Below are 17,309 nucleotides of genomic sequence, written 5' to 3'. Positions count from 1 at the left end.
CGGTGTTGCTGTTGGCACTGGTGTCGCTGTCGGCACTGGTGTCGCTGTTGGTGTCGCTGTCGGCACTGGTGTCGCTGTTGGTGTCGCTGTTGGTGTCGCTGTCGGCGCTGGTGTCGCTGTCGGCACTGGTGTCGCTGTTGGTGTCGCTGTCGGCGCTGGTGTCGCTGTCGGCACTGGTGTCGCTGTTGGTGTCGCTGTTGGTGGAACAAGCTTATTCGTCACAATAATCTCTCCATACAAATTAGTGTTTGCATTCTGTGTATTCGAATCAAGCTTTCCAGAGTTCACAGCATTTTGAATTTTAATCTTTAACTGTTCTTTAGCATTTCCCGGATTCCAGAAATAATATTTTGTAGAATCTTTTTGATATCCCTGCGGCGCCTCCACTTCCTGGTAATAGTACAATGTATCCGCAAGCAAAGCCGGATCATTGCTATTTTCTCTTGGATAAACCAGACTACCGTTGGCATCAACCTCCAAGTTGTTTCCTATCGTTTCAGTAGTTACAGCCCCTTCATCGCTAATGTTAACCTTTACAATATCAAATTTCGCACCTGCCAAAGCAGTGCTGGCATCTTCCCGGGTTTTCTTCAATCTGATGTGCTGATCATCTCCATTTAATCCTGCTGAAGACTGTACAATCTGATATTTTTTATTATCTGTTGATGACACACTGTAAGAGGTTCCACCGCTAAGATTTACAGTATTGCTTACATCTATATTTCCGGTTTTACCTGACAACTGCGCATAAAATACCAGTTCCAAAGCCTTTCCATCAGGTACGTGTACAACCAGCTGTCTTGTAGAGCTATCATATGAATAATTTAAAGCAGGTTTGTCATTCTGATCTTTTATATTTTTCAAAGTCATTGGAAACGATTTGTTGATAACCAGAGTCAGATTATCAGGAACAATATCTGTCAATGTCAGACCACCCGCTGTCATCGTATCTGGCAAAAGCTGAACTGCAGCCGGATTAATGGTAACAATATATTTAACAAAATTAGTCTTATTATTACCTGAATCCATATACTGCTGGGAATCTTTCTTCAGCGCATTAAATTCAACAGTTACTGTATGAGAACCTTCTTTCGCAACCGTTCCATCAACAAGCAATGCAGCATTGTTTTTAAAATTCACTTTTTGATTGGTTTTATAGTAATCATCGCTTACCTTTAGCTTATAATTAAAACCATATGTTTTTGAACCAATATCACGAAACCTGAAGTATACAACCCCACTTTCTGATGTATCAACAGATACAACGCTGCTGGGATCGACATCCGGAAAATTATTTCCATTTTTTTCATACATGCTAGCAATACAGTCAAAAGTTGTTCCCTCCGGAAGTACATCCTTCACTACAATTTCTTTTCCCGAGTAATCAACATTTGCCCAGTTCACCACTATTTTATACTTAATTGTCTTATTTACAGCGTCATATTCAGCTTCATCAGCTTTTTGTTTATAAAATATTTCACCTCCCTGTACTGTAAATTTTGCTTCCACCCAAGGATTATCATCTAATTTACATTGATTATGATAAGTATATCTGGTATTTGACACAGAGCCAGTAGTAGGTATTTTATTATAATCGTAATTGCTTTTATAGGTAATTATATATTTTTTCTGTTTCCCATTTTCGACTGTCTCGTCCGCAAATGTAATGTGAAAGCTTTTTTGTCCGTTATCAGCCACTACTTCTTTTGATACTTCTTTTCCGGTCTCATCTGTAATCTTAACTGAATCAGCCACTAAAGTCATATCATCTTTTAATTCGTCATAAAATACATGTGTGCCACTGGATGTGATTATTATAGTTGCTTTCCAGTCTGCAGTATTCGCACCATTGTTATTATTTGTATAATAAGTGCATTCCTTTGTTACAGCAGGAAGCGGCTCTACACCAATTTCTTTTGAACCAGTCGTATTCTGACCTTTTCCATTATTAAATTCATAACTATTACTTACATTAACGTTACCAATAACAGATTGAACATTGCTGGGCAAAATTGTTGTATAAGTAAGCACATATTTTCCCATATACTCCGTATCTGTAATTTTATATCCGTCTTTAAGCTGTTTTCCCGTAATTGTAAAAGAAGTTCCATCGTCTCTTTTTACAGTTACAACGGTATCATCTGGAATTGAGACATTCACGCCAGGAACATCCTTGATAACAGCACCGTTGATATTTAACGGACTTCCCTCATTTATGGTAATTGTCCAGTCAATTGATTTCTCCTCAGAATTATAGCTTCCGTTCTTTGTTACCCATTTTTTTGTAAATGTATTTATAACCTGATTCCCGGATATTTCATTTTTCCCTTCTGACTGGTATGTATATGAATTGCTCTTTGTAATAACAACTTCATTATTTCCATTATTATATATACTGTCATAGTTAATAATTGATGTCCAATATTCGATTACATAATTATCATTAGCCGTCATATTCCCCAGATTAAAGGTTGCTGTTTTTTCATCTGATGAATAGACTGGCGTTATATTCACTTTGGAGTCATTCTTTTTTACTATAACACTAGATTTATCAAAAGAAAGTCCATCTCCAAGCTGGTCTGTAATAACCACGTTATTCTCCGCATCACTTGCCTTGACAGAAATCTGATATTTTATTTTTCCGTTTTTATAATCTACATCTAACTGCTTTTTCTCAGTAGTTAAGTAGCTATTGGTATCCTCCTGAAACTGGAATACCTCTGTCTTTTGTGTAACCGGATATACTACAGTAATTGTTTTGTTAGTTGTGATTTGAGTTTTATCAAATTTAAATTCACAGCTAAAAAAACCTTGAAGATTCGATAAAGAAGCAATTGCAGCAGCAGAAATATCCAGCACAATCTTTCCATCAGTCACATTATAAGTACCCATTATCTCATTACTGTTATTTAAAATATCTCCTGAAGACTGAACTGAGTTAAAAACAGATGGTAACGAGTATTCATATTTTATGTCACTTGTTGGCTTCTCAGTATTAGGAATTTCATATGTAACATTTAAACGATAGACACTGTTCTGATCCAGACTTTCACTTTGGCTGATATCAGCCCACACTTCATTTGTTTTTTTCTGAACACTTTCTGTTTTGATCCATGCACTAGGAAGAGTACTAATATTAACAGTGGAATTCTCTCCAACAGTGGAACCCTCTCCAGTAGTGAGAGCCTCTCCCGCCTTTATTATCACAAACGGAGAAAATCCATTCGTCTGAATTGTAACACCTGTTACTTCTCCATTTCCGTTCTGCGCAATACCACCATTTACATCCTGTACTCCATTTTCTGTAATATGAAGCACATATGTTTTTACATTTTCTACATTGTCATATTCCAGCTCATTTAAGATCGGATTGTTAAACTGAAGATTAACAGTAGCATTGTCTCCATATGGGTAAGGAGTTCCGTCTTCGTTTTCAAAATGCAAATCATAAACAACAGACTCGGTAAGTGCCAGATTATTCTGTCCTGCCCAGTTCATTACTGCACCGATTGCATTATCAAAATACTCTGAATCTTCATCATACTGTTTCGCAACAAAAACTGCCTTTTCACTGATTGGTGTAGAAAGACTTACATTAGCAATTGCATTGTCTACTGACACATCAGAAAATTCTGTAGTCTCAGCAGGTGTCTCCGTAACCTCCGGTGTTGGTGTCTCACTTGGGGACGCGCTGACTTCTGGTGTAGGAGTTGCAGTTGCCTCGGCAGCTGGTGTTGCTGTAGCTTCCGGTGCTGCAGGTGCTTCCGTCACTTCTGCAGGTGCCGCTGTGGGCTCTGTTGCAGGTGCTTCTGTCGGAGCTGCTGCAGGCGCCTCTGTTGGCTGCTCGGCAGGTGCTTCCGTTGGCTCTTGAGCTTGTTCCGCAGCAGGAGTTTCCTGCACTTGCTGAGGTTCTTCCTGTTTCTCAGCAACCGGTTCCGCTCCCTCTGTTGCGTATGTTTCTGCTTCGTTTTCAGACGGAGTCGGTGTTGCCGTCGCGTCCTCAACGTAGGTATCGTCCGTTGCCAGAACAGTCAGACTAGACTGCTGGAATATCATAGATACCGCCAGAAGTATGGCAAAAAACGATTTCAGCCTTGAATTCTTTTTCATGTTACAGCCTCCTTTTTAAGATTGGGTTTTCCTTTTTTTCAGTGTGGTTTTGCAGGCAGAACCAGCCCCAAACCCATTTTCATCATCATATCACACTGATTTTAAAGGAGCAATAATTTATGATCACCTGAAAAATCCCTGTTTTCTGCTGTTTCACTAAGAAACCGGGCACGAATCGGTCTTTTTTTCGTATTTTTATAGTGTGTATTTTAGTGTACTGTCGCTATTTTTGACTTTTTATTGAAAAAAACACACAATTTCTTATTTTTTCTGTTTTCACAGGACAAAAAAACTACATGTTTACTCCATTTTCCCCTGTTTGAATTTCATCATTTTGCACAATTTCACTCCCTGTTTTCTAAACTATATTCGCTCCAATTTTCGTATTTATTCATGGTGTATCTTGATGTATGCTCTTTCGTGTGCTATAATAAATGCCAGAAAACCAATGCACTTATACAATTGACAAACAAGGAATACGCACCATCTTCATTTTCAAATGATAAAGCATACAGGAGGACCCCCTATGTTTCTCAAAAAGACCCCTAAGGCAAAGGGAACTTACCTTGCCATCACCGAATCCTACTACGATAAAGAGAAGAAAGCCACTCGTCAGAAAACCATTATGGGGTTGGGATATCTGGAAGATTTAAAGAAGGATTACCCGGATCCCATCAGCCATTTCGAGAAGGTTGTGGCTGATATGAACCAGGAGCGAGAAGCCAAAAAGAACTCTGTGGTATATGTTGACCTTACTGCTGCTCTCTCACCGGGAGAGCACTCTCTGAAAAATGTAGGCTACGGCATTCTGAAATACCTTTATAAGGAGCTTCAGCTTGACATTTTCTGGCGTACCAGGACCTGGAATCTATCTCTCCCCTATAATATAGAAGAGCTTTTCCGATATATGGTCATTTCCCGTGCGCTTTACCCGAATTGTACCTGGAATGAAGCTATTGAAAAAGGAATCTACTTCGAAGAATCCGGAAGCATCTCAGACGAAGACCTGGATTCTGCCTTTCATGTTATTGTGAAACTGCAAAAAGATCTGCAGAAGTGGATTTATGAGCATTCTGGCAGCATCCTTTCCAGAGATACCACTTCTGCTTTTTTGGATCACACCAACTATAATTTTTCCATTCCGGGAAGCATGCCCTCTGACACGCAGCCCAATGCCAGACGTACAGATTCCACCCTTCACCTGGATCTTCTCACGGACAGAAATGGAATTCCCATTGCATATGACCTGTCTACCAGTGGTACTGTGTTGAACCAGTCTGTTTTTAATGCCGTAAAGCAATTAAAGAGAGAAAATCCCAGAACCCGTTTTTATAATACTGCACCTGCACGTCCGGAGGAGGAGCCTTTTATTTGCAATGGAGTACCGGCAGACGGATATATTTATGGTCTGCCTGTACATACTGCGAATGCAGAATTTAAGGATTGGGTTCTGAAGGATGGTTATCAGGAAATGAAAATTCTGAATGAAAAGCATCAAACCATCCCTCTTCTTTATAAAGAGCGGATTTTTGAGGATAGGGAAAAACAATTTGTATATTACCATGAGCTTCAGGCCAGACAACAGCGCCTTGCCAGGGAGTCTTCCGGAAGGCGTACCGGACTGAAGCTGGACGGATATACTGCCATTGCTACTGATAATCTGGAGGTAGATAACCTTGCCCCTTATCGTCTTTTCAGCGGACTTCGCCATATGGAGAAAATTTTCCTTGATTCCAAAAGCCAGTATGACTCCTCTGCTATCTTCATCTGGACACCGGATAAGATCAATGCCCATTTTGTGATTGGGTTTGTGTCCTTTACTTTAATGCGTATGCTGCAGGCGAAGCTTGATTTCCAGTTTTCCATGGAACAGATTGGGACTTCTTTGCAGCGGTATAATTGTGTGCAGATTGCAGGAAATATTTATCAGTTTACCTATTATGATATGATTCTGGATGCATGTGAGAAGGCACTGGGGCTGGAGCTGCATAATAAATACCGCAGCCAGCTCCAGATTCGGAGACTGCTGCGGTATTAAGGACTTTATAATTTTATATCTTTTATACATGTCAGGCTTTTTCGCCTGGCATGTTATCTGTCTGCGCCCAGGCTTCCCTCGCCTGGAAAATGCAGTTCGTACATTTCCCGGGCGGCGCGGGTGACGATTCCAAGCTCTTCTTCCATCTTCAATGTCTGCGGAAGCACCACGGCAGTATCATAAATATCCGCTTTCAGCTTGTCCTTGGCGCGCTCACTACTCATTTTCATAATCCCAAACAGTGTGCTGTTATAAGCCTTATCCGACTCACTAAGCTCCATATAAGTCTTCACCATATGACAGCACTCTCTGTAAAGAAGCTCTTCATAATCCTTACCCTTGGCGCAGATTTCCTGGAATTTCATTTTATTCAGCTGTTTCATGATCTCCTTACGTCCGCCGCGGACTCCCATAAAGCGCTTGCCGCTGTCTTTATTAAACTCCATCAGCATCCACAGTGCGATAAAACCATCTGCACGAGTATCACCGCCAAGCTCAGACGGATCCTGATAACGGATGTCCCAAAGCTCTCTGCGGATCTGATTCAGCTCTGGCTCCTCTCCTGCCTCAATGGACATATTCAAAAGTGCCAGACGTCTGGCCGGGTCCGATTCTCTGTAGTATTGTGTAATAGTCGGGGTATCCATAGTATTCTCCTTTATACTTCTTCGTAGGTCAGCTCGGTCTCAGCCATATTAAGAGCTTCCTCAATTACCTTGTCCATATCCATATAGCGGTACATGCCCAGTCGTCCGCCAAAGAGTACATTCTTCTCTTCTAATGCACGGCGCTCGTACTTGTCAAAGAGCTCGTCATTCTTCGGATCATTAATGGGATAATATGGCTCTTTTCCCTTCTCCCATGCTGCCGGATATTCTCTTGTGATAACAGTCTTCGGCTGTGTCCCAAACTCGAAGTGCTTATGCTCAATAATACGGGTATAGGGCACCTCATAATCGGTATAGTTCACAACCGCATTTCCCTGATAGTTCCCCATATCAAGCACTTCTGTCTCAAAACGCAGGGAACGGTACTCCAGCTCACCATAGCAGTAATCATAAAATTCATCAATCATACCGGTAAAGAGAATCTTATCTGCCTGTGCGGTAAGCTCTTCTCTGTTTGCAAAGAAATCCGTCTTCAGACAAACCTGGACACCCTCCAGAAGCTTCTTGATAATACGAGTATAACCACCCTTCGGAATACCCTGATAGGGATCCTTAAAATAGTTATTATCATAGGTGTAACGAAGAGGAAGTCTCTTGATAATAAAGGACGGAAGTTCCTTACACTCTCTTCCCCACTGCTTGCGGGTATAGCCCTCTACCAGCTTCTCATACACATCCTGTCCCACCAGCGCAAGTGCCTGCTCTTCCAAGTTCTTCGGGTGTGTGATGTGCATGCGGCTGATCTGCTCCTGAATCTTCGCCTTCGCCTCTGCCGGAGTCCGAACTCCCCAGAGCTGATGGAATGTATTCATATTAAACGGAAGGTTATACAGTTCATCCTTATACACCGCAATAGGTGAATTTACAAAGTGGTTAAATTCTGTAAACTGGTTCACATAGTCCCAGATTTCCTTCTTAGAGGTATGGAAAATATGTGCACCATACTTGTGGACCTGGATGCCTTCTACTTCCTCTGTGTAAATATTACCGCCGATATGAGCACGCTTGTCGATCACCAGGCAGGTCTTGCCCTTCTTAGTAGCTTCGTGAGCAAATACAGCTCCAAAAAGTCCGGCTCCTACAATTAAATAATCATATTTCTTCATCTTGTGTTGCCCCTTTCTGTTATGGGAATGCAGATTTATTACGTCCATTTTCTGCCAGACATTGATATAGAATGTCTTTCCTTCCCGGATAAAGATGTTATTATTATAACAAATTTTCAGAAAAAAAGGTAGCCCTTTCCATGTAAGGACTACCTTTTTTATAAACTTTGTTACTGTTCACTCCGTTCACAGTAACACGCTTCACGATGGTCAACGATCATGCAACCGCATTATTTCGCAGCAACTCTGTCAAACTCATCTGTGATTTCTTTAGATGGAGCCTTCGTAACAAGGCTGACGATCACGATCATCACCAGACTGAACAGGAAACCAACTGCCAGGGAATAAAGTCCTGTATAGGTTCCCAGTGTCTGTCCTCCAACTAACGGAATATAGTCCCAGATAATAACAGTAAGTCCGCCAGTCACCATACCTGCAATGGCACCCGGAAGATTGGTTCTTCTCCAGAACAGGGACATTACCACGATCGGTCCAAACGCGGAACCAAGTCCTGCCCATGCATTGGAAACCAGTCCCATAATACTGCTGTCCGGATTCCAGGCAATGACAAATGCAATCACTGCGATCACGATAACCGTAATACGGCTTACTTTCAGAATCTCCTTAGAGTCAGCATCTTTCTTGATAAAGCTGTGATACAGATCCTCAGACACTGCCGAAGCAGTTACGAGAAGCTGGGAATCCGCTGTGGACATAATCGCTGCAAGGATTCCGCAAAGGAACAGTCCGCCGATAAACGGAAGCGCAAGCTCTGAAGTAAACACCTTACGGATCATCTCAATAAATACGCTCTCAGAAGAAGCAGCTCCGTTCTCCCCAAGAATAACAGGAAGCAGATAAGCTCTTCCGATCACAGCGATTGCAAATGCAGCTGACAGAGAAAGAAGATCCCATACAATGGCAATCGCCCAGGATTTCTTTAATTCTTTCTCATTCTTAACTGCCATAAATCTTACCAGTACGTGAGGCATTCCACAGTATCCAAAGCCCCATGCCAGCTGGAAAAATATCTCTATAAAAGTATATGGCCTGTCTCCATTCATAAATGGATTCAGATAAGCGCCTGCACCACCAGTCACACCGCTCTGGGAAATCAGGTCTGTAAGATTGCCTGGAAGCAGGAAATATGCCACCAGCGGAACCACAAGAAGTCCGATAAGCATCAGGGTTCCCTGCACAAAATCTGTTACACATACCGCCATAAAGCCGCCCATGAAGGTGTAGCAAAGAATAACCGCTGCTCCAATGGCAAGTGCTATGTGATAATCAAGCCCAAATACGGTATTGAACAGCTTACCGCCTGCTGCCAGCGCAGAAGCTGTATACACCAGAAAAAAGATTACGATTACCACTGATGAGATCAGAAGCAGGATCTTTTTCTTATCACGGTAGCGGTTCTCGAAAAATGCCGGGATCGTCATGGAATTGTTTGCTGCGATGGTGTATTTACGAAGTCTTCCGGAAATACAGATCCAGTTGAGAACAGTTCCGATAAAAAGTCCTACCGCGATCCAGATCTGTCCGGATCCAAAAGAATAAATGGCTCCGGGAAGACCCATCAGAAGCCATCCGCTCATATCAGAAGCCTGTGCAGAAAGGGCTGCCACCCATCCGTTCAGTCCTCGTCCTCCAAGGAAGTAATCCTCTGAGCTGGAGGTCTTTTTCATGTAAACCGCGCCGATGACGATCATCATGGCAAGGTAAAACACAAAAGCAATCAGAATTATCACTGTTGTACCACTCAATTTTTTCTCCTCCTCTGTTATAAAATCTGCTGTCACCAAATCATCCGGACAGCAAAATAACATATTTCATACTTTACCACAGAAGAGTATGAAAGTGCAAGTGATATTGTATATTTTTTTGAAAGTCTGCGGTTGATAAACACGGAATATGAAACTACTTATCCTTCCCTTTCAGATAAACATGCTTAATATACCACAAAGCCTTTTCTTCCCCCTTGTCATTGAGGATTCGAAGCAGCCCCTCTAACTCTTTTTTCGTCTGGGGATGTACAAACCACAGCTTCGGCTTGCTTTTCAGGAAATATTCCAGCGGCTTGTGATTGTCATATGCGTCCCCAAGATAAGTCCTGGAGGCACTGATCCGGTCCATCACCATCTCTGCCACATATCTGCGGGGCATTTTCGCCCCCATGATCACATGCTCCGGATCATTTATGGAATAATCCACCCAATGCTCATAATGATGCTTATTGCGCCCTTTATGATGGAGCCAGGCGGTAGACACGCCCGTATCCTCACGTTCTGCGTTATTTGGGCTTCTGTTTCCCTGATAATATTTGCAGCCCACCAGAAATTCCGACGGGGTATATTTGGAAAGGTCATGGAGAAGCCCCTGCTTGTAAAGTCCGATTCGGAAGCAATAGTGCATAACCATCAGCTTATGCTTTGTGATTGTTTTAAAGTGAAGCCATGGATGCATTGTCGCCGGACCTCCTTTCCTTATTCTCAGCTTCTGTCACAGTATTGTCTGAAGCTGCAGTTTTCTTCGCTTCTGCGCCTGGCAGTTTTTCATTCTTTTTTCCTTTGCCAGTATGCTTTCTTTCAGTCTCCGGTTTCTTCACCCCCTGAAGTACAACCACTGTACGCGGTCCCACCTCCACGGCTCTTTCATAGACCTGGCCATTTTCCCCATAAAATCCGTCACAGGTCAGATCTCCGGTATCCATCACTTTCTTCCACTCCATCCCCTCTGGCAGATTGGGAAGAGCAATATTCCTGGTTTCCCAGTGAAAATTATAGCCTGTATAAAGGAAATCATCCTCACTTCCGTCCGGCAGCTTTGCATATGCCCCGCACAGCATCACGCCGATCATGCGGCTGGTATTTTCCATGTTGCAGAACCATGCACGTTCTCCATGAAAAGACATATCCGGAAATCCCTTGCCCAGGTAATCTGCTTCTTTCATGCTCTCACTCATATGAAGGACAGGATGAGCCTTCCGAAGTGCAACTGCCTTTTTTACAAAGGCAAGCATACTGGCATTTCTCCGCAGTCCCCGCCAGTCTATCCAGCCAATGGAATTGTCCTGACAGTAAGCATTATTGTTTCCCTCCTGGGAATTGCCGATCTCATCACCGCCATAGATCATGGGCACTCCCTGGGAAAACAGCATCATGGCAAAAGCTGCACGCATCTGGCGCTCCCTCATCTGACGGATCCACTGCTTCCGGCTTGGTCCTTCAATACCGCAATTCCAGGAATAATTATAGCTGCTGCCGTCGTTATTGCCTTCCCCATTTGCCTCATTGTGCTTATAATTGTAGGAAACAAGGTCATTTAAAGTAAAACCGTCCTGGCAGGTGATATAATTGATCACTCCATGGTCATCCGGGTTATGACGGATGCGGTACTGCACAGCCGGAACCATATCCTCATCGCTTTTCAGGAATCTGCGCATATCCTGCAAAAATCCCAGATTATATTCCGCAAAGCAGCGCTTTTCTGGTCTGCGGTTCTTATAAAGAGCAGCCGTATCCATTCCTTCTGCCATGATCTTCGTTCCTGCAAGCAGTCCGTCCTTCATGATCAGGTCAAGAGGTGCCCCTTTTCCCAGAATATGAAAGCCGTCCACATGATAATTCTGTTTCCAGAACTGCACTGCACGAAGTGCCATTAAAGGATTAACCTCCGCCGGAAAATACATTTCCATGATACAGCCAATCCCTGCTTTGTGAAAAGCCCTGATCATGTCACAAAATTCCCTGTGGGGATCCCGGGTAGCGCAATAAGCACTCTTTGGCGCAAAATAAAGACCATTTCCATATCCCCAGTAATTTACCTCGTCTTTTTTCCCCTTCTGGGAAACCAGACCGTCTGGCTCCTTTGGCGGAACCACCTCCATAAATTCATAGGCCGGCATAAGCTCTACTGTATTAATGCCAAGCTCCTGCCAGTATGGGATCATCTGTACCAGACCGGAAAAAGTTCCCCGGAGACCTGTCGGCAGCTTAGCCTGCCTGGTGTATCCCCGGACATGTACTTTATAGAGGATCATATCTTCAAAGTCTGTTTCCGGTGCTTTCTCATCCCCCCAGTCATAACCATTTCCGGACCAGAAGCCGCAGCGCACCTTGTGTGGATCTTCCTCCCACGCTGCCCCAAAATGCTCTCTTCCGCTGATCCTGCTGGCACAGGGATCCAGATAGATTTCCCCGTTTATCTTAAAATTGTACTCCAGATTGGTTACATTTAATTTTTTCATAAAGACAGAAAAAATCCGTCCTGTACGATATTTTTCATCCAGAAGAAGCTCATAAAAGGGCTCTCTTCCCCTCTTCCTGTAAAGGAGCAGGTAAACCTCAGAATCCTCTTCCGCTTCCACTGCAAAATTATATCCATCTGCCATCTGGGTTACCCCAAGTAAAAGAGGATAACCGTATGTCACAACCACGCTCTTATTTCCCGGTATTGGCACTTTATAAGCCCTCCTGTCTTTGTCTGCTGTCTCGTCTGTAGCCATTTTTGTACACAGAGCACGTTTCCCAAAGGGAATCTGCACAATGCAATCTTTCTCATGAAATAAAATCATCCGATGATATCTGTTTATCCCCAGATCCTGCCATACAGGACTCCCTATGGTCTAAAATTTCAGATCCAGTTCTACAGGACAATGGTCGGACCCCATTATCTCGCTGTGAATCTTCGCATCCTCCAGATTCTCTTTCAAGGACGGAGAGGTGATGAAATAATCAATTCTCCATCCGGCATTCTTCTCTCTTGCCTTAAATCGGTAAGACCACCAGGAGTAGGCGCCCTCAAGCTCCGGATAAAAGTAACGAAATGTATCAATAAATCCAGCTTCCAGAGTTCTGGTAAAGCAGGCTCTCTCTTCATCTGTGAAGCCTGCGTTCATCCGGTTGGTCTTAGGATTCTTCAGGTCAATTTCCTGATGTGCCACATTCATGTCTCCACAGCAGATCACAGGCTTTTTCTCCTGAAGCTTCAGAAGATAAGCCAGAAAATCTCTTTCCCATTCCATGCGGTATTCCAGTCTTCGAAGCTCTGACTGGGAATTGGGCGTATATACGGTAACCAGATAAAAATCGTCCATCTCTGCAGTGATCACACGTCCTTCTTTATCGTGTTCCTCTATTCCAAGTCCGTAGGTCACGGACAACGGTTCTTTTTTTGTAAAAACAGCTGTTCCGGAATATCCTTTGCGGTTCGCGTAATTCCAATATTGATAATAACCTGGAAGCTCCAGCTTCACCTGGTTCTCCTGACATTTGGTCTCCTGAAGACAGAAAATGTCTGCGTCCAGCTTCGCAAAGCTTTCTTCAAAGCCCTTGGTGATACAGGCACGGATTCCATTTACGTTCCATGATACAAGCTTCATGTTGTTCTCCAATCTGTAAAAATTTATTTGATGCACAAAAATCCTTCTGTACATGATTTTGCCCATTTTTTCAAAGTTTCCAGTGAACTTCATTCACAAAAAACCTCTCATAGGATATTGCCTGTGAATATTCAATATATTCTAACACTTTCTTCATTATAACACAGATTTCCCTATTCACAAAACCCTATTTTTCTGGTACAATCTAAATATTGTCCGGGCATACCGTTACCAGTGAAAACGAAGCTAAAGAAGTCCCGGTGTTACCTTGTTTTACAGCATGAACATGTTTTTTCACAGGTAACATATAAATACAAATTTTTTATAAAGTGAGGTATTTTTAATGAGTGATTCAGATATGACAAACTCCTGCAGCAGCTGTGGAAGCAGCTCATCCTGCGGCGGTTCCGACTGTTCCACATGCGGCGGATGCAGCACTGACGCAAACCAGCACAGCACCATTACTCTTACCATGGAGGATGATACTGAGGTAGAATGCGCCATCCTTACCATTTTCCCGGTAGATGCAAAGGAGTATATTGCGCTTCTTCCTCTTGACGAAGAGGGCCAGAATCATGACGGTGAAGTTTATCTGTATTCCTTCACCCGCACTGCAGAGGGTGCTCCCATGCTTTCCAATATTGAAAGCGACGAAGAGTACAATAAGGCTGCTATCGCATTTGACACTGTTTTACAGAATGCGCGGGAAGCAGAAGCTGCCGGAACACCTTTAGAGTAATCTCTCCGGTGATCTTTAAAGAAATTTCCTGCGGGAGCATCAAAGTAATCTTCCCGGTGGTCTTTAAAGAGATTTCCTGCGGGAGCCTGTTTGAAAAAGGCTTTCTGCAAAATTTGAAAAAAGCTTAAGAACAATAAAAGCAGGTATCTGTGATTGATAAATTCATCACATTTACCTGCTTTTGTATTTCCCATAAAACTGCGAGGATGCCGCAGCGGGTTACTTCGTCGTACTTCCAAACCCGCCATTTCTCACATCTGTCACATCATCGTCTACGGTAATCCCATACTCAACGAAGATTCCCTGCATAAAGCCTGTATCTGCCTTCAATTCTACCACTTTGTTCTCATTGGTGTCATTTGTCAGCTTGGCAAAAATATGACCTTCATTGTCAGAATAAAAATAATCGCTGTCAATAATCCCCACCGTATTATTCAGCTGCAGACGGAATTTAAATCCCAGGCCGCTTCTTGGATAGCATTTCAGCACCCACTCCTGATCCATCTCCACACGGATCCCGGTCGGAATCTTGATGGTCTCTCCTGGCTTGATGGTAAAATCAGCCGGGGAAAAGAAATCATAGCCTGCGCTTCCGGCAGTAGCTCGTCTTGGAAGACGGATTCCCTCATAAATCTTCTCTGCCTCATCAGCAGACACGCCCTCAAAAGTATCCATCCAGTCTGCCACAAAGCGCTCTTTACTTACTTTATGAAATTTTGCAATTCTTTTCATGTTTCCTCCTGTTTGTCCCGTGCAGACGCCTTTTCCAAAGCTCCGACTCTGCAGCAGATATAAAGAATGCCGGGCACATCTGTCCGGCATCCCCCAAGCTGTCACTGTGCTTTTCATACACAGTGGCCTTGCATTTTATTCTTATTTTGCCTCTGCCGGAACATCCTTGATGCTGAAGCTCATTCTTCCCATCTTGTCTTTTCCAAGGCATACAACAGTTACCTTATCTCCAAGTGTAAGAACATCCTCTACGCGGTTGATTCTCTCCTTGCAGATCTTGGAAATGTGAACCATTCCCTCTTTGCCAGGTGCGAACTCAACAAATGCGCCAAACTCCTTGATGCTTACAACCTGTCCGGTAAGGATCTGTCCCTGCTCGAAGTCAGAAGCAATGATCTCAACCATGCGCTTTGCTTCCTGCATGTTCTTGTCATCTACGCCGCAGATAGATACAGCACCCTCATCTGTGATATCGATTTTAACGCCTGTGCGCTCGATGATGGTGTTGATGGTCTTACCTCTCTGGCCAACAACATCACCGATCTTCTGAGGATCGATCTGGATCTGGATGATCTTCGGAGCATATTTTCCAACAGTTGTACGAGGTGCAGGGATACATTTCTCAATAACTTCATTAAGGATGTACTCTCTTGCTTCCTTAGTACGTCTGATTGCTTCTTCTACGATCTGTCTTGTAAGACCGTGGATCTTAATATCCATCTGAATCGCTGTGATACCGTCATGAGTTCCGGCTACCTTGAAGTCCATGTCGCCAAAGAAGTCCTCAAGTCCCTGGATATCAGTAAGAACGATATAGTCATCATCTGTGTCACCTGTTACAAGACCACAGGAAATACCTGCAACCGGCTTCTTAATCGGTACACCGGCAGCCTCAAGAGACATGGTGGATGCACAGATACTTGCCTGGGAGGTAGATCCGTTTGACTCAAAGGTCTCAGATACAGTACGGATTGCATATGGGAATTCTTCTACGCTTGGAAGCACCGGTACAAGTGCTCTCTCAGCAAGTGCTCCATGACCGATCTCACGGCGTCCCGGTCCTCTGGATGGCTTTGTCTCACCTACAGAATAGGATGGGAAATTGTAGTGATGCATATATCTCTTGCTTGTCTCAAACTCGTCAAGTCCGTCAATTCTCTGTGCCTCTGCAAGAGGTGCCAGAGTAGTAATGGTACAGATCTGAGTCTGTCCACGGGTGAACATAGCGGAGCCATGTACTCTCGGGATGATGTCAACCTCTGCTGCCAGAGGACGGATCTGTGTGATCGCACGGCCGTCCGGACGTTTGTGATCTTTCAGGATCATCTTACGAACGGTTTTCTTCTGATACTGATAAACAGCCTCACCAAGAACAGCAAGCCACTCTTCCTTCTCTGCAAAAGCTTCTTTCAGCTTGTCTGTGATCTGGGCAATATTATTCTCTCTTGTCTGCTTGTCATCAGAGAATACGGCAACTTCCATTTCTTCCGGAGGAACGATCTCCTTGATGGCGTCAAACAGCTCCTGCGGAACTGCACAGGACTCATAGCTGTGTTTCTCTTTCCCGCACTCAGCGATGATCTGATCGAAGAATCTGATGATCTCCTGGTTTACTTCATGTGCTTTATAAATAGCCTCGATCATCTGATCCTCCGGAACCTCGTTGGCACCGGCCTCGATCATGATAACCTTATCTCTTGTGGAAGCTACTGTCAGCTGAAGGTCAGAAATATCCTTCTGAGCCAGTGTAGGGTTCACAACATACTCTCCATTGATCAGGCCGATCTGTGTCGTTGCACATGGGCCATCAAATGGAATATCAGAAATACAGGTAGCAAGGGAAGAACCAAGCATAGCCGGGATCTCCGGGTTGCACTCCGGATCTACAGACATAACCATGTCTACCAGTGTTACATCGTTTCTGTAATCCTTCGGGAACAGAGGACGCATAGGTCTGTCGATAACACGGGAGGTAAGGATTGCGTGCTCGCTTGCCTTTCCCTCTCTCTTATTGAAACCGCCCGGAATCTTTCCTACGGCGTACATTTTCTCTTCATATTCAACGCTTAACGGGAAAAAATCGATTCCCTCTCTTGGCTCCTTGGATGCAGTTGCTGTAGCAAGTACAGTGGTATCACCATAATGCATAAGTGCTGCGCCATTGGCCTGTTTCGCAACACGTCCGATATCTACGGTAAGTGTTCTTCCAGCTAATTCCATGGAATAACTTTTGTACATGTCTTCTCTCCTTTTTCATATAAAATATTGATCTGAAGCCACCCTACACTTCTGCAGAAACTGTGAAAACCAGTTCTGACCAACGTATATTGCAGCTCTCTTTGCCTCTGTCACAACAGAAGTCCGAAACGACTGAAAAACACATTTGATATTGCTGTAGACAGGTTTCTTCAAATGTCCTTTTCAGAAGTCTCGGAAATCTTTATCTGTCAGGTCGCCCTTACAGACAATAGTGCCTCTATTGTGACACTTGTCACTATCCACAAAAGCTCCGGTAGGAAGCTTGTCTGTGAAC

11 protein-coding genes are annotated in these 17,309 nt (G+C 43.6%); 2 read left to right on the top strand and 9 right to left on the bottom strand.

From position 1 onward, the window contains the following. The coding region (locus tag ACESTK_RS08815) for a prealbumin-like fold domain-containing protein (RefSeq protein WP_373119541.1) at window positions 1-4,110 on the bottom strand (4,110 nt) is incomplete at its 3' end. A 526-nt stretch (window positions 4,111-4,636) separates the two neighbouring features. On the opposite strand from ACESTK_RS08815, the gene ACESTK_RS08810 reads away from it, so the two are divergent. Beyond that, on the top strand, window positions 4,637-6,148 hold the full coding sequence (locus tag ACESTK_RS08810) for a hypothetical protein (protein WP_373119540.1): 1,512 nt from the start codon (window positions 4,637-4,639) through the stop codon (window positions 6,146-6,148). A gap of 53 nt (window positions 6,149-6,201) precedes the next feature. On the opposite strand, the gene ACESTK_RS08805 is transcribed toward ACESTK_RS08810, so the two are convergent. The 6 genes from ACESTK_RS08805 to ACESTK_RS08780 all read right to left on the bottom strand — a co-directional run bounded on the left by ACESTK_RS08805 (window position 6,202) and on the right by ACESTK_RS08780 (window position 13,305). Further along, window positions 6,202-6,795 carry a DUF6553 family protein gene (locus ACESTK_RS08805; protein ID WP_373119538.1) on the bottom strand — a complete coding sequence of 198 codons (594 nt, stop codon included), beginning with the start codon at window positions 6,793-6,795 and terminating at the stop codon, window positions 6,202-6,204. A gap of 11 nt (window positions 6,796-6,806) precedes the next feature. Beyond that, on the bottom strand, window positions 6,807-7,922 hold the full coding sequence (gene glf / locus ACESTK_RS08800; RefSeq protein WP_373119536.1) for a UDP-galactopyranose mutase: 1,116 nt from the start codon (window positions 7,920-7,922) through the stop codon (window positions 6,807-6,809). Window positions 7,923-8,152: 230 nt separating this feature from the next. Then, window positions 8,153-9,688, bottom strand: coding sequence for a sodium/proline symporter PutP (gene putP, locus ACESTK_RS08795; protein ID WP_373119535.1), 1,536 nt, complete (start codon window positions 9,686-9,688; stop codon window positions 8,153-8,155). A 154-nt stretch (window positions 9,689-9,842) separates the two neighbouring features. Continuing rightward, the gene (locus ACESTK_RS08790; protein WP_173716340.1) at window positions 9,843-10,388 is read right to left on the bottom strand and encodes a DUF5662 family protein; all 546 of its coding nucleotides are present in this window, start codon (window positions 10,386-10,388) and stop codon (window positions 9,843-9,845) included. Further along, window positions 10,366-12,498, bottom strand: coding sequence for a Type II secretory pathway, pullulanase PulA and related glycosidase (locus ACESTK_RS08785; protein WP_373119533.1), 2,133 nt, complete (start codon window positions 12,496-12,498; stop codon window positions 10,366-10,368). Before ACESTK_RS08785 ends, ACESTK_RS08790 begins: the two co-directional genes overlap by 23 nt. 51 nt (window positions 12,499-12,549) lie before the next feature. Further along, complete coding sequence (locus tag ACESTK_RS08780; protein ID WP_118578760.1) at window positions 12,550-13,305, bottom strand: exodeoxyribonuclease III; 756 nt, start codon at window positions 13,303-13,305, stop codon at window positions 12,550-12,552. A 343-nt stretch (window positions 13,306-13,648) separates the two neighbouring features. Between ACESTK_RS08780 and ACESTK_RS08775 the strand changes: the two genes are divergently transcribed. After that, complete coding sequence (locus ACESTK_RS08775) at window positions 13,649-14,044, top strand: DUF1292 domain-containing protein (RefSeq protein ID WP_118578668.1); 396 nt, start codon at window positions 13,649-13,651, stop codon at window positions 14,042-14,044. A 219-nt stretch (window positions 14,045-14,263) separates the two neighbouring features. On the opposite strand, the gene ACESTK_RS08770 is transcribed toward ACESTK_RS08775, so the two are convergent. Both ACESTK_RS08770 and ACESTK_RS08765 read right to left on the bottom strand, forming a co-directional pair. Next, a complete protein-coding gene (locus tag ACESTK_RS08770; protein ID WP_118578670.1) occupies window positions 14,264-14,776 on the bottom strand; it encodes a deoxyuridine 5'-triphosphate nucleotidohydrolase in 513 nt (170 codons plus the stop codon). 141 nt (window positions 14,777-14,917) lie between these two features. Continuing rightward, entirely contained in the window at window positions 14,918-17,014 is a 2,097-nt protein-coding gene (locus ACESTK_RS08765) for a polyribonucleotide nucleotidyltransferase (protein WP_118578672.1), read from the bottom strand. Window positions 17,015-17,309 lie beyond the last annotated feature (295 nt).

This window comes from Ruminococcus sp. Marseille-P328 (assembly GCF_964249465.1).
GTDB lineage: Bacteria > Bacillota > Clostridia > Lachnospirales > Lachnospiraceae > Blautia_A > Blautia_A faecis.
The sequence above is the reverse complement of the archived record's forward strand: the minus strand, read 5'-3'. Positions and strand labels throughout refer to the sequence as shown.